Annotated in this window: 12 protein-coding genes, 1 pseudogene and 1 riboswitch; of the genes and pseudogenes, 8 read left to right on the forward strand and 5 right to left on the reverse strand. The window is 37.2% G+C overall.

What is annotated here, in order from left to right; all coding sequences use genetic code 11:
- Positions 1-40 precede the first annotated feature (40 nt).
- The gene (locus L323_RS31995) at positions 41-1,615 is read left to right on the forward strand and encodes an ammonium transporter (RefSeq protein WP_020815746.1); all 1,575 of its coding nucleotides are present in this window, start codon (positions 41-43) and stop codon (positions 1,613-1,615) included.
- 73 nt (positions 1,616-1,688) lie between these two features.
- On the opposite strand, the gene sugE is transcribed toward L323_RS31995, so the two are convergent.
- Together sugE and L323_RS32005 are read right to left on the reverse strand one after the other, a co-directional pair.
- Positions 1,689-2,009, reverse strand: coding sequence for a quaternary ammonium compound efflux SMR transporter SugE (sugE, locus tag L323_RS32000; protein ID WP_020815747.1), 321 nt, complete (start codon positions 2,007-2,009; stop codon positions 1,689-1,691).
- Positions 2,010-2,067: 58 nt separating this feature from the next.
- Positions 2,068-2,169: riboswitch (guanidine-I (ykkC/yxkD leader) on the reverse strand.
- 58 nt (positions 2,170-2,227) lie between these two features.
- Positions 2,228-3,418 (reverse strand): cation:proton antiporter, encoded by a 1,191-nt coding sequence (locus L323_RS32005; RefSeq protein ID WP_031342071.1) that lies wholly within the window; start codon positions 3,416-3,418, stop codon positions 2,228-2,230.
- A gap of 278 nt (positions 3,419-3,696) precedes the next feature.
- On the opposite strand from L323_RS32005, the gene L323_RS32010 reads away from it, so the two are divergent.
- From L323_RS32010 to L323_RS32020, 3 genes are all read left to right on the forward strand, one after another.
- Positions 3,697-4,470 carry an ABC transporter ATP-binding protein gene (locus tag L323_RS32010; RefSeq protein ID WP_242835283.1) on the forward strand — a complete coding sequence of 258 codons (774 nt, stop codon included), beginning with the start codon at positions 3,697-3,699 and terminating at the stop codon, positions 4,468-4,470.
- The gene (locus L323_RS32015; RefSeq protein ID WP_020815750.1) at positions 4,442-5,176 is read left to right on the forward strand and encodes an ABC transporter permease; all 735 of its coding nucleotides are present in this window, start codon (positions 4,442-4,444) and stop codon (positions 5,174-5,176) included. The genes L323_RS32010 and L323_RS32015 overlap by 29 nt, the downstream gene beginning before the upstream one ends.
- 100 nt (positions 5,177-5,276) lie before the next feature.
- Positions 5,277-6,590: an MFS transporter gene (locus L323_RS32020; RefSeq protein ID WP_020815751.1), complete on the forward strand. Its 1,314-nt coding sequence runs from the start codon at positions 5,277-5,279 to the stop codon at positions 6,588-6,590.
- 48 nt (positions 6,591-6,638) lie between these two features.
- Here L323_RS32020 and L323_RS32025 read toward each other — a convergent pair.
- A pseudogene (locus L323_RS32025) lies at positions 6,639-7,073 on the reverse strand (asparagine synthase-related protein); the annotation flags it as partial.
- Positions 7,074-7,204: 131 nt separating this feature from the next.
- Here L323_RS32025 and L323_RS32030 point away from each other — a divergent pair.
- The 4 genes from L323_RS32030 (at position 7,205) to L323_RS32040 (ending at position 11,277) form a co-directional block, all read left to right on the forward strand.
- The gene (locus L323_RS32030; protein WP_020815753.1) at positions 7,205-8,797 is read left to right on the forward strand and encodes an MDR family MFS transporter; all 1,593 of its coding nucleotides are present in this window, start codon (positions 7,205-7,207) and stop codon (positions 8,795-8,797) included.
- 168 nt (positions 8,798-8,965) lie between these two features.
- A complete protein-coding gene (locus L323_RS32035; RefSeq protein ID WP_020815754.1) occupies positions 8,966-9,424 on the forward strand; it encodes a MarR family winged helix-turn-helix transcriptional regulator in 459 nt (152 codons plus the stop codon).
- 175 nt (positions 9,425-9,599) lie between these two features.
- Positions 9,600-9,755: a hypothetical protein gene (locus L323_RS41370; RefSeq protein WP_020815755.1), complete on the forward strand. Its 156-nt coding sequence runs from the start codon at positions 9,600-9,602 to the stop codon at positions 9,753-9,755.
- Positions 9,756-9,774: 19 nt separating this feature from the next.
- A complete protein-coding gene (locus tag L323_RS32040; RefSeq protein WP_020815756.1) occupies positions 9,775-11,277 on the forward strand; it encodes a recombinase family protein in 1,503 nt (500 codons plus the stop codon).
- A gap of 20 nt (positions 11,278-11,297) precedes the next feature.
- On the opposite strand, the gene asnB is transcribed toward L323_RS32040, so the two are convergent.
- Positions 11,298-12,707, reverse strand: a complete 1,410-nt coding sequence (gene asnB / locus L323_RS32045) for an asparagine synthase (glutamine-hydrolyzing) (RefSeq protein WP_020815757.1) — start codon at positions 12,705-12,707, stop codon at positions 11,298-11,300.
- Positions 12,708-12,828: 121 nt separating this feature from the next.
- Positions 12,829-14,358 carry a methyl-accepting chemotaxis protein gene (locus tag L323_RS32050; protein ID WP_020815758.1) on the reverse strand — a complete coding sequence of 510 codons (1,530 nt, stop codon included), beginning with the start codon at positions 14,356-14,358 and terminating at the stop codon, positions 12,829-12,831.
- Positions 14,359-14,440 lie beyond the last annotated feature (82 nt).

Consider the following 14,440-nt stretch of genomic DNA (forward strand, 5'->3'; position numbering starts at 1 on the left):
CGTTTTAATATTTAAATTCAGAATGAAATGGGGGATTACGATGAAAAGAGTTGCAAAAATATTAAGTTTAATTTCAGTAGTTGCTATACTTACACTGTTTATTTCAACTGTTGTTATGGCGGCAGGGGACCCTACAGGTGCTTCATATACATCCGTAACAGGAAAGGAAACCCTTTCGGATGTTGCCAACGCCGCAAGCAGAGCTCAATACAGTGCAAACTTTGTTTGGATTATGATTACAGGATTTATGGTCTTTTTCTTCCAATGCGGATTTGCAATGGTTGAAACAGGCTTTTGCCGCGGTAAAAATGCTGCTCATACAATAACAATGAACTTGATGGTGTTTCTTGTAGGTGCAATAGGGTATTTCCTTGTGGGCTTTGCATTACAATTTGGAGGCTCGGGAGGAGCAGCAGGCTTGGGAACAGGCGGAGCAGTTCTAAATGGTATGCTTTCAATTCCGGGGCTTGGCGGAATCTTGGGGTATAAGGGATTCTTTCTGCAAAGCGGAGGAACCTATGATGCAGGAATATACGCTTTATTCTTCTTCCAGATGGTGTTTATGGATACTACTTGTACTATTCCAACCGGAGCGGTTGCAGAAAGAGTAAAATACTCAGCTGTTGTAATAGCTTCCTTCTTCATATCAATGATATATTATCCCTTGTTTGGAAACTGGGTATGGGGCGGAGGATGGATGGCTACCCTTGGCAAAAACTTTGGCTTAGGTCATGGGGTTGTTGATTTTGCAGGATCTGCAGTAGTCCACTCTATGGGTGGTATGATGGCTATTGCCGCGGCTATAGTCATAGGGCCAAGAATAGGAAAGTTCAAAAAAGACGGTACTGCAAGAGCATTTCCGGGTCACCATATACCTATGGCAGTAGTAGGGACGATTATTCTGTTCTTTTGCTGGTTTTCCTTTAATGCCGGTTCCACACTTAATGCCGGAGATTTCAGGCTGGCGGTTGTTGCTACAAATACTATGATAGCCGGAGCTATAGGCGGGCTTGTTGCAATGTTCTATATGTGGGGTAAATACGGAAAACCAGACCCGTCCATGACTTGTAACGGAGCACTTGCAGGTCTGGTTGCAATTACTGCACCATGTGCATTTGTCAATGCCATATCTTCCTTTATAATAGGTGCGTTGGCCGGCATACTAGTTTGTATTTCTGTAGCTTTTGTAGAAAACAAGCTGAAGCTTGATGACCCGGTGGGAGCTATCTCAGTTCATGCAGTAAACGGCGTATTTGGAGTTCTATGTGTGGGATTATTTTCAGACGGAAGTTACGGTGACGGTATTAATGGTGTGGCAGGTGGAGTCAAAGGCTTGTTCTACGGAGACGCTTCACAGTTGGTTGCCCAGCTGATAGCAGTGGGAGTCCTTATAGTTTGGGGCTTTGGAGGCTCATATGTATTCTGGAAGCTCCTTGACAAGGTCTGGGGTATAAGAGTAAGCCCGGAGGTTGAGATTGAGGGTTGTGATCTTGAGGAAATGGGAGCCTACGGATACCCTGATTTCCAGATTGTCAAGTCAGAATTGGATTTTCAAAAAGCAGATGACCTGTATTTAAGTAAATTAAAAGTCAAAGATACAAGTTTAAAGATATAGATTTGAATAAGGGGTTGTTGCAAAACAGAAAAATTTTCTGTTTTGCAACAGCCTCTGGAAAGCAAATTGCACTTTAATGAGCAGATACCACCTTTAAACCAACTATTCCAACTACTATAAAACCAATACAAATCAGCCTGATTATATCAATAGGCTCTTTAAATAATATTATTCCTAAAACTACAGTTCCAACTGTACCAATTCCGGTCCAGATTGCGTATGCCGTACCAAGGGGAAGATTCTTTAGTGCCAATGATAAAAAGAAGAAACTCGCAATCATACCCGCTATAGTAAGAATGCTTGGTATAGGTTTTGTGAATCCATGGGAATATTTTAACCCTACCGCCCAGCCCGTTTCCAACAGACCTGCAACTACCAACATTATCCACTTCATATGTTACACTCCTTTTAAATAGAAAATAAAAAAGCCTTGGGTGATATTAATATAAAATATCTCCCAGGCTTTTATCCTTCCGTGAACACAGAAAACTGTGCGTTTTATCTTGGACCAGTCCAGTATTCATCTTAACTGCGGAACCCTATAAAACTATATGCTATTTTGTTTAAATAGATAATATCAAAAGCTGTACGGCTAGTCAATAGGTGACAAACTTAGGCTGCTGAATCACTTAATCCATGCTTTGAACTGAATACAATTTTTAACAATGCAGGTGTTATTACTGTTGTAAGTATAACTACAATCAACGTTGGAATGTAAATCTCCTCTGAGATAATCTTGTTTTGCATTCCGATGTTTGCAGTAATAATGGCAACCTCGCCTCTTGAAATCATACCAACTCCAATTTGAATACATTCACGCTTGCTCATTTTGAACAGCTTTGCTGCTCCTCCGCACCCAAATAGCTTACCCACAACCGCTATCACAAACATAACAAGGGTAATAAGCACAACTTCGAAGTTCAACCCCTTGATATCTGCTGCAATACCAACGCTTGCAAAGAATATCAGTGACAAAAAGCCCGATGATATGGCTTTAACATTTTTCTCAATGTAATCTCTGTGTATAAACTGTGAAAGTGTTAAACCGCAGATATATGCACCTGTTATTGCAGCAATACCAAGCAATTCTGATATAAATGCCAGAATGAGTGCCATTGCTATGGCGTAGGTTAAAAGGTCCCGCTTGTGACTGCTGTCAGCCTTGATTTTATTAATAAATTTAGGCACTATTGCAATCATAACTACTGCAATTACACAGAATGCAATTATTTTAACAAATGTCAGAACAAGACTAATTACGGCATCTGAACCGGATGCTCCGCTTCCAACGGTTTTGGATACGGCAAGAACGATTGATATGAGAATCAGACCCAGAACATCGTCAATAACAGCGGCTCCCAGAATATTCACCCCGGCTTTTGTATTGAGCTTGCCCAACTCGTTAAGTGTTTCAACCGAGATACTAACACTCGTAGCCGTAAGAATTACACCAACAAAGAGGTTTTCCCAAAAGTCTGTAAAAAACAGATACGCAGCGGCTGTTCCCAGTACCAGTGGTACTATTACTCCGCCCAGAGCAATAACAAGAGATGTTTTTCCCGCTTTTTTCAGTTCATCTACGTTAGTTTCAAGACCGGCAAGAAACATAAGCATAATTACGCCCAAATCGGACAACAACTTTATGTGTTCAGTATAATCAACAAGCTTCAGAACCGCAGGGCCGAGGATAACACCCGCAATTAACGCCCCCAAAACCTCAGGCATTTTGAATTTCCTGCTTACAAGCCCTCCTATTTTTGTAAAAATCAGAATAAGGGCAATATCAATGAGAACCTTTTCCAAGTTTACACCTTCTTTACTATTATTAATATTTGAATATTTGTTTAACATTATGTAGTGTGAATTTTCCATTAACATAAATAAAAAGGAAAGTCACTAACGGACTTCCCTCATTGGAAGACAAAAAAGATTATCAAACAGAAATCTCACAGTACTATTATACCATGTTAATCCATAAATCAACAAGTCCCTTTGATTTATGAGCATCCTTTATTTTTTGGAATACTCCAGCATATATATAGAAATATATCTTTATAGGGGGTGAGAGCTTTTTGCTTGAAATGACAGAGGTCAGCGTTTACTATGAATCAAACGGAGAAAAACATCATGCCGCAGGGCCTATAACTTTACAGGTGGCAAACAGTGAGACTTGTGCGATAATCGGTCCGTCCGGCTGTGGAAAGACAAGCTTGCTCAGAGTTATGGCAGGAGTTCAAAACAACTTTACGGGTAGAGTAAGGATAGACGGAAATGATTTAAAACCTGCTTTGCACAGAATTGCCTATATACCTCAAAATAGCGGACTTTTGGGATGGAAAACCATCCGTAATAATTGCCTGCTGCCTGTAAAAATTAGAAAGCTACCTTTGGATAGGGAAGTTTATTTAAGACTGCGAGAAATAACTCGAAGAATGGAAATAGAAGATATATTGGACCGGTACCCATCACAAGTTAGCGGAGGACAACTTCAAAGGGCTGCAGTGGCTAGAAGTTTAATGATAAAACCTGATTTGTTATTAATGGATGAACCTTTTTCTGCACTGGATACCCTGACACGTGAATATGCACAGAATATGTTGCGTTGTGTTCTAAGGGATTTCAAGGCTACGGCAGTACTTGTTACACATAGCATAGAAGAGGCTGTCTTTTTGGCCGATAGGGTAATAGTACTTTCAGCCTCTCCCGGAAAGATTATTGCGGATATAACAACTTTAAGCAGCGAATATGAAGACAGGTCGGCAGTCCGTTACACAAAGCTTGCGGCAATAATACGACAACTGATAAAAGAAGAGTGGGAGGGGTACGGTGAAGAAAAAAGTAACAGTGTATGCTGAGGGTATGTTAATTATAAATTTGATATGGTATGTAATACACTTAATATTTCAAACAAGGATAATTCCCGACCCCATAAGAGTATACAGGAGTTTTTATTTATTTTTTCAAGAGGGCATGCTCTGGCATATAAGTATAAGCCTTTGGAGGATATTCGCCGGAGTAATAATAGCACTTTTGCTGGGAGCAATAATAGGGTACAAAATGGCTGTATCGGAAATGTGGAATAAAATTCTTAACCCTTTGGTATTTTTCACATACCCTGTTCCCAAAACAGCACTCCTCCCTGTCATTATGACTATATTCGGCTTGGGCGGGGCTTCTAAAATAATTCTAATAACAATGATAATTATTTTTCAAATAATAATAACTGTAAGAGATTCCGTTGTCGGCATAGATAAAGAGTGTATCTACAATATAAGAAGCATGGGGGCATCCCCAGGACAGATTCTGTACCATGTTGTTATACCTGATATCATACCGGGCATATTAACCAGCTTGCGTGTAACAATAGGCTCTGCACTGTCCATTCTCTTTTTCTGTGAAGCTTATGGTACTTCATGGGGAATGGGGTACTATATTCTTGATGCCTGGACCAGAATAGATTATATCAGTATGTACAAGGGAATTATTGTATTGTCTTCGGTGGGGATAGCATTATTTTTTTTGATTGATATTTTAGAACAGAAAATTGTCAAATGGAGATAAATTTCTTTTCACAAGCCTTTACTTATAGTATATAATAATTTATGTCAACTTTTTTATTTGGACAAGTTGTATTTCTTATAAAACAGGGGTGTACATAGGCGTGAATTTATTATCAAAGTTCAGAGAAATCTATTTTAATAAAGAAAGCCTTTCCGAAGAAGATATGAGGGTTTCAAGGAATATATCTATTTTTGAAGGCTGTACCGCCAGAAGTATTCTTACCCTGACCAGCGGAGCTTTTTTGGTTGGATTTGCCAAATACCTTGGCGCAAGCAATGAACAGTCGGGAATTATAGCTGCAATTCCGGTGTTGGCGGGAATAGTGACGGTGTTTTCTCCTATAGTTCTTGAGAAGTTGGAAAGCAGAAAATTGCTTACCTGTATGCTATGCTTTATCGGAAGATTAATGATGGGGCTGATGATACTTATACCTTTTATAAGTCCATACAAAACAGTCAGAGTTCAGTTGTTGATATGGGTATTCTTCATTGCTAACTTAATCATGGTTTTTACAATTCCATATGCACAGACGTGGCTGCTGAATATAACCCCTGAAAGAATAAGAGGTGCCTATTATGGTAAACGGGAATCAATAGTTTTGGGTACAGTTACTGTTGTTACCCTTCTTATGGGACAGGTTCTCGATAAATTTGAGCAGATAGGACACCAATTTACCGGATTTATTGTATTATACACTTTTGTTATTGTTACTGCTTTTGTAAACATTGTATTGTTTTCAAAGATTAAAGAGCCGGTTAATCCTGTTATAAAATCAGGGATTTCAATTAAGAATTTATTTACACTGCCGGCTAAAAACAAGAATTTTATGAAAATAACGTTCATAACTGTATTATGGAATTTAGGTTATCAGATTGCTTTCCCGTTTACCTCGGTTTATATGGTATCAATCCTTCATTTGAGATATGGCCTTGTTACGGCAATGGCTGTTCTGGCTTCAATTGCAAGTGTTGTATCTGTGAGGTTCTGGGGAAGAATTGCAGATAAAAAGTCATGGCTCTATATTATGAAACTAATGATTGTTCTCCAGATTTTAAGCTTTCTAACTTGGTTTTTCATAAATTCGGACACTGTATATATTCTGATGCCTATAGCTCATATACTCGGTGGTGCCGCAATTTCAGGAGTAAACATATCTGTGAACAATTTGCAGTATAGTTACTCCCCTGCCGATAATAAAACGGTATACATGGGATTCTCTTCGGCAGTAAACGGTATTATCGGGTTTGTAGGAACTTTAGTAGGTTCATTTTTTATTAAGGTTACAGAAACCAGAGGAGTATCTCCCGCAGGTTTTTCAATTGGTAATATGCAAATGCTGTTTTTAACAGCGGTAGTTGTTTTGACAGTGAGTATTTTTAGCATTTCGAAATTCAGAATTAACAATGTAAATTAGTAAAAAGGTGTGCAGGAAGAGTATATTCCTCCAGCACACCTTTTTTAGCTAAACTATTGTTACTTTATATTCCTTAAACCAGTAATCCAACTGTATCAGCCATGCAATAAGCTGAGGTCTTCCCATAAGCTGACCATACCACGTTACATTGCTGCCTGAACGCAAGAGTGGCAGAGTGTCCGGGTGGAGTATATCCTTTAGTATGGAATCAGGAGTAGCCATAACTTCTTCGAACATTTCTGAAACAATTGTTTCATATTCAGGGTTATGGGTTTTGGGGTATGGACTCTTTTTCCTGTACAAAATTTTATCAGGCAGGTAATCGCTCATGGCTTCCCTCAAAAGTGACTTCTCAACCTTATTTTTAAATTTTATCTTCCACGGTACATTATAAACATATTCCAGAATCCGGTGGTCTGAAAAAGGAACCCTGACTTCAAGGCCGCTTGCCATTGACATACGGTCCTTTCGCTCACGTAGAGATATAAAAGTAAAACATTATCTGCCTAAATTAATTTTCAATTTAGTATTGACTAATTGGTATAAACATCTTATATTAAATTAATTAGGTTACCAACCTAAATATATTTTTCAATGGAATGAAAGGTAAATTTATGCAACAAATAACTCAGAAAAGAAAAACCACAGTTATGATAGCGTTAATGGCTACTATGTTTTTCGCAGCAATTAATCAAACAATAATTAGTGCGGCATTGCCAAAAATTATTGCTCAATTAGGGGGAATGGACTATTATTCATGGGTAATTACAGGTTACATGCTTACCTCAACAATCTCTACTGTAATTTTTGGAAAGTTATCGGATATCTATGGAAGAAAGATTTTCTTACTTTCAGGGATTGTTGTCTTTCTAATAGGTTCTTTTTTAACAGGTTTATCAGCTAATATTTTTCAAATGATAGCATTCCGTGGGGTCCAAGGAATTGGTGGAGGTATTTTAATGTCTATTTCACTTACAGCTGTAGGCGATTTATACCCACCACAGGAAAGAGCTAAATGGACAGGCGTTATGATGTCAATTTTTGGAATTTCAAGTATTCTTGGACCGGTTCTTGGTGGCGTTATGGTTGACTATGTTGCGTGGAAATGGCTATTTTGGCTCTTCTTACCTTTAGGTGTTGTTGCCTTAGTTATGATTTGGAGCCTGTTTCCTAAATTATCGGGGAATTCCTCAGAATCAATCGATTATTTGGGTTCAATTTTCCTGGCACTTTCAATTACAAGCTTACTTTTGGGCTTTTCATGGGCTGGGACAAAATATGCTTGGGCTTCACCTCAAATTTTAGGTCTCTTTGGTGCAACTATAGTGGGAATTCTAGTTCTTATTCTTATTGAATGTAAGGCCAAAAGTCCTGTTATGCCCCTTTCTATGTTTAATAATAAGGGTGTTACCATTTCTTTCGCAGCAAGTTTTGTTATGAGTGGTGGAATGATGGGTGCTATGTCATATATACCTTTCTTTATTCAAGGTGTAAAAGGGCTGTCAGCAACAACATCAGGTTTATTAAATATCCCAATGTCTCTTATGATGATTATATTTAGTACATTAGTTGGACGTTGGATGTCAAAGTCCGGTAATTACAGGCTATTTGCCGTACTTGGTTTAGGTATTATGAGTGGAAGTATGATTATAATGGCAAATATGAATAACATTGTATGGGCTGCTATAAGCTTGATTATTTTTGGTGTAGGGTTGGGATTTGGTATGACAGTATTCACAACAACAGCACAGAATTCTGCTCCAACTTCACAGCTAGGCGTAGTAACAGCTTCTTGTACTCTTTTCCGTAATCTGGGAGGTACTATTTTCATTGCTATATTTGGTTCTATTATGAATACTTCAATGGCAAGAAACATGCAAACAGTAATGGCATCCGATTCCGGAATAGACCTTACAAAAATGGATGGTGAAACTGCTGAAAAATTTACAGCTATGGCAAATCCTCAATTGTTGTTGGATAATAATAAGCTTGAAGCTATACAAGCAAGCTTGCCGGAACAAGTTCAGCTTTTATTTTCAAAGATGATGGACTTAGTTCGAACTGTAATGGGGGATGCATTAACCAGCGTATTTTATATAGGTGCTTTGCTCTTGCTTGTGGGTGTTATCCTCTCATTGTTTTTGAAAGTAAAAACTACTTCTGAAGACACTAGTGATGAATTTGAAGAAGAAAACCCTGCAGCATAACATTCTTTAGTATATATAAGTGCATTTGCATAATGAATATGATGTATGGCTTTAAGAAAATACGTTGTTTAACCCTTGTTGATAAGGTATAATTGTTACAAATAAAATCTTAAGAGGATGTGAATACACCATTACTTAAGATGATGTATCACGAATGAGGTGAACTTTTTGCAGGAACAATCAAACATAGATATTAGAAGATTTGTGGAGACCTTTGAAAAGTTAGTAAGAGCTGAACGACGTAAACAGTCGTTATTTGGCTTAAAGCAGAGCGAAGTGCGTGTTTTGCTTTGTATTGAGCAGCTTTCGCATGAGAGCAAACAGGTCATTACAGTTTCAGAAATCAGTAAGAAAATGCTTGTAACTTCTCCTACTGTTACTGAATTAATAAAAAGCTTAAGTACCAATGGATTTATTGAACGTAATGTAGACTCTCAGGATAAACGAGTCTCTGATATAAAATTAACGGCTAAAGGGGAAAAAATAGTACAGAAATTAATTACCTACTTTACGTCTTTATTCTCCGGACTTATAGAAAAAATAGGAGAAGAACAGAGCGAAACTTTACTTGATTTATTAGATCAAGTATGTCTTTATCTTAATGAAACAAACCTAGAGAGTGATTAACACATAGGGCTATTAGTTAACAATTCTTCTTAAAAAAACAGGGGTACTATACTTGTAAGTATAGTACCCCTGTTTTTATTTCTATTGTGTAGAATTTTAATTATAAGTATGTAATAGGACATCCATATTATTTAATAAATATAAGTAACACAATCGAATAGGGGCTAATTTACATATGGGTGTATTAATAATTACTGAAAAGGAAGAAGTTTTAAATGGATTCAAGGTTATTACCAAAAAGCCTGATTTAACTGAAAACGAGTACAAGATGGCGGAATACACTATTGTAAACAATATTATCAAGACCCTAATGGAACATTCAGAAACTTAAAAACAAAAGGGGATATCTTATGATTGCCATATATACAAGACAATCCGTAGATAAAAAAGATAGTATTTCCATAGAAAGTCAAATCGGATTTTGTATGAAGGAGATATCTTCCGAAAAGTACAAAATATATACCGACAAGGGCTACAGCGGGAGTAACATAAATCGGCCGGCATTTGAAGAAATGATTAGGGACATCAAAATAGGTATTATTGAAAAAGTAGTGGTCTACAAGCTTGATCGTATAAGTAGATCACTTCTTGATTTTGCACACATTATTGAATGTTTCAATAAATATAAGGTTGAATTTATCAGTCAGACCGAAAAATTTGATACAAGTACATCCATGGGCAGGGCAATGCTGTCAATAGTAATGGTCTTTGCCCAACTGGAAAGAGAAACTATTCAGCAAAGAGTAAAGGATAACTATTATCAGAGAGGAAAAGCGGGGCTATATCTTGGTGGTGTAGCCCCCTTTGGCTATAATAAGATTCAAACATTTTTAAGTGGTAAAAAAACTTATATGTTTGAAATAGATGAAGAAAAATCTGAACTTGTTAGTCAGATTTACAGCATGTATGCAGAGAAGTACAAATCCTTGGGAGTTATTGCAAGATATATTAATTTGAAAAAAATAAAGACCAACAAAGGACATAACTGGACAGCCATAGCTGTAGGAAGATTAATCAGAAATCCGGTATATGTTAAAGCAAATGCAGACGTATACCTATATCTGAAGAAAAAAGGGGCTGTTATAAATAATGATATAAGTGATTTTATAGGCGAAAATGGCTGCTATGTATATGGAGAAAGGCAATCAATAACTACCAGCAAATTTACAGACCTGACTAATAATTTTGTAACCATAGCTCCGCATAAAGGTATAATAACCCCGGAACTGTGGCTTAAATGTCAGTACATAGCCGATGAAAACAAACATTTAAAAAATAGCGGCAGAGGGAAAAACAGTTGGCTGTCCGGACTGATAAAATGCGGATATTGCGGATATGCCGTAACAGTTGTAAAAAGCCGAGGACTTCTATATATTAACTGCGGAGGAAGAAAGAATGGGTTTTGCCATGGAAGAAAAAAGGTAATTTATCTCAAGGATATTGAAAAAATAGTAGAAATAAAGCTATTAGAAAAAATGAAATCACTAAAACCGGATTTAATTACCGGAACGAACTCCCATTTAAGAGAAATTAATGATTTAAAAATCCAACTTGCTAAAGTTGAGGAAACCATAACAAAATTGGTTGACAGTCTGTTAACCTTTAATGAAACAGCAGGAAGCTATGTAAATGATAAAATCACTGATCTTGATAATAAAAAGAAACTGTTACATAATAAAATAAATAAACTTTCTATGGATAACTCCTCAAACAATATAAATGGGGAAGATCTTTCAGAATATCTATTAAACTGGGACAACTACGACCTGGAACAGAAGAAAAGCATTGCAAAAGCCCTGATTGCAAAAGTAGTTATCACCGATGAGGAAATTGAAATAGTATTTAAGATTTAATGTTTTTCTTTTATATCCTTTCAATCCAAAAGAGATACCATAAACCAGTTTACAGAAAGCCAGTTTGCCATCCTTGCAGTTTTCATTTCCTCGGTTTCATTCCCTGTAACAGGACATGCATTTACACTGTCGCGGTACATCTGGTTTACAAAATCCAGACCTAGCTTTGGTTTTGCAAAATCAGCATTAAACAGGAAAATTCTTGATTCAGGATCATGTATCCATGGGAAAAAGTTGCGGTGGAGCATTTCGGGTTTGTAGAACCATGGATATCCGCCGAATATTTCATCGGCACATTCACCGCTTAATGCAACAGTATGTCTTTTTTTAATCTGCTTGCAATAGTAAAGCAGAGAGGAGTCTATGTCCGCCATGCCGGGGTAGTCTCTATATTTTACCGCATCGTAAAGAAGATCTGCGATTGTTTGCTGGCTTACAGTAAGGACGGTATGGTCTGTGCCAAGATACTCACTTAGCCAGACCGCATAACTATCATCACTTTCGGGCTGGAAGCTTGTAGAGGTAAAGTGCTGCTTATTTCCTTCATATTCAAAGGAATAGGTACACAATAAGTCCCCATTTTTCTTGTCGGCCCGAGCAACAGCTGTTACTACTGATGAATCGAGTCCCCCGGACAATAAAGTACATAAGGGTACATCAGAAACCAGCTGTCTCTGAATTGCATCTGTGAGATAAAATTTTGTTTTTTCGACAATAGTACTTTCACTATCCTCTAGCTCGTAAGCCTGCAAAGACCAGTATTTGCGTAATTCAAGTCCGTTACAGTTATAAATTCCATGAAAGCCGGGTGAAATTTCAAGAATATTTTTGAAGATTCCGCTATTAGACGGGCGCATTGGGGAGAGGTATAACAGCTGCCAAATACCTTCACTGTCAAGCTCCGCTTTAATCTTGGGATGTTTCAAAATTGATTTTACTTCTGAGGAGAAAATTAAAGTATCTCCGACCAAAGTATAAAAAAACGGTTTTACGCCCATTCTGTCTCTGGATACGTAAACCTGTTTTTTATCATCATCATAAACTGCAAAAGCAAAGATACCATTAAGTTTTTCCGAACATCCCATACCCCAAAGTATGTACGAATAAAGCAAAACCTCCGTATCGCAGTGAGTTTTAAATTCCACTCCCAGATTTTCAAGCTCTGACCGCAATTCATTTGAATTATATAGCTCGCCGTTGTAAACAATAGTATAGGTTTTACCCTCGAAAACAGCAGTCATAGGCTGCAAGCCGTTAGCAACATCAATAACGGCAAGTCTGTTATGGCCAAAGCAAACATATTCATCTCTGAAAAAACCGTGTTGATCAGGGCCTCTGTGAACAGTAGTCAGTCTCATGGCTTCGAGGGTTTCCTGAGAGATGCTTCTTGTACCATCTTTAAAATTTACCAAACCAAGAATTGAGCACATATTTTATCCTCCAGAAAGTATTCGTATCAATACGAGACAATGGGACAATTATCATTGCTGACGCCATTGTCCCATGCTCTTATTAGTATATGAATATTTGAGGTGATTTGTGCTTTACAATTTAATGAATATTTATATCAATACCTACTACTCCAACGATTTCGCCTGTGTCTGATTTAATAGGAGAGGAAACTGTAATACATGGATTTCTGGTTATGGCAGAAATATATATAGAGGATACAAAATTCTCGCCTTTAATACTCCGCTTGAACCATTCACGGACATTTGCGTTTGCTATGCCGGCTTTTGGTATTGAGCATATAAAACGGCCTTTTTTATCATTGGTCCACACAGCCTCTACATAAGGGTACTTATTTTTAAAATCCATTAAAATTTCTTCATGAACGGTGCTATCTTTAGAATTTATGATTTCACTTTTGGAACAAAGTTCATTATATATAATGGAAAGAGAACTTTTTGCCTTCTCCATTGCGTCGTTGCCAAGTGCCTCAACATCTTCCGCTTCACCCGAAAACAATTCGGATAGGGTAGAGGAGGCTTCGTTAAGCCGTATACCCATAGAGGAGATTTCTTCTATATTATTTTTCTGCTGGTGAACAGATGTACATACATCATCCACCGACCGTGAAGTTTCAGACAAAACATCTTCCACATCCCTAATCTGATTTCCCACATTTTGTGCAATGAGAACCTCCTGCTTGGATAAGGAACTTATTTTATCCATCATACCAAATACATCGTTAAATGAAGAATCAATTTTCTCCAGATATTTTTCAATACTTTTTGTTGCAGAAATACCTTCATCAACCATAGAGGCATTTTCCCTTACAACAGTATAAACGCTTCCGACTTCTCCATGAATGGATTTAATCAGTGAACCTATTTCTTCCACTGATTTGCCTGTATTGTCTGCAAGTTTGTGAATTTCAGCTGCCACGACGGCAAAGCCCTTTCCATGTTCTCCGGCACGGGCAGATTCAATGGTTGCATTTAATGCAAGAAGCTGAGTCTGCTTTGAAATACTGCTTACAGTCTCCAGAATATGCTCGATTTCCCCGGAGGTTTTTTGAAGTCTCTCCATATTTACAAGAGTTTTATTAGAAGATTCGTGAATACTATCTATAGTCTTTACAATCTGCATAATTTCTTCCAGACTCAATCTGACTGTATCCTTGGATATTGAACTTTTTTCAATCATTTGACCGGTTATATCTTTTGCATTGTTTAACAAATCCACAATATTTTTAACTTCGGAAAGAGTATTGGTAATACTGTCGTAGACATGTTCATTTTTGTTGGCCATTTCCTTAACTTCGTCATAAACATATTTGGCAAATTCATTGTTTTCATCTAATGTCACCGAAATATTTTCGGAAACGGATGAAATCTGACTTGAGGTAACCTGAACTTCAAAATTAAATTTTTTCAGGTCACTTTTCAGTTTTTTAATTCTGTCAGTATATAGCCTGAATTTTCCCTGAATAAGTTTCCAAGTAACCGAAAAGTATACTATAAATACAATAAGATTCAATATTAGCTTAATATATAAATTTATCCCTGAAAAACATACCAAAAAAGTTGATACTAGAAAAAACAGACAGCTTGCAACTATGTAGGAAGAGCTTTTCATTAAACTTCTCTCCGTTTCGTTAAATTATTAATACTATCATGTTAAAAAACGACAAAAGGGACAGTAGTAGGTTGGTACGTAT

It is taken from the genome of Ruminiclostridium papyrosolvens C7, assembly GCF_000421965.1.
Taxonomy (GTDB): domain Bacteria; phylum Bacillota; class Clostridia; order Acetivibrionales; family DSM-1351; genus Ruminiclostridium; species Ruminiclostridium papyrosolvens_A.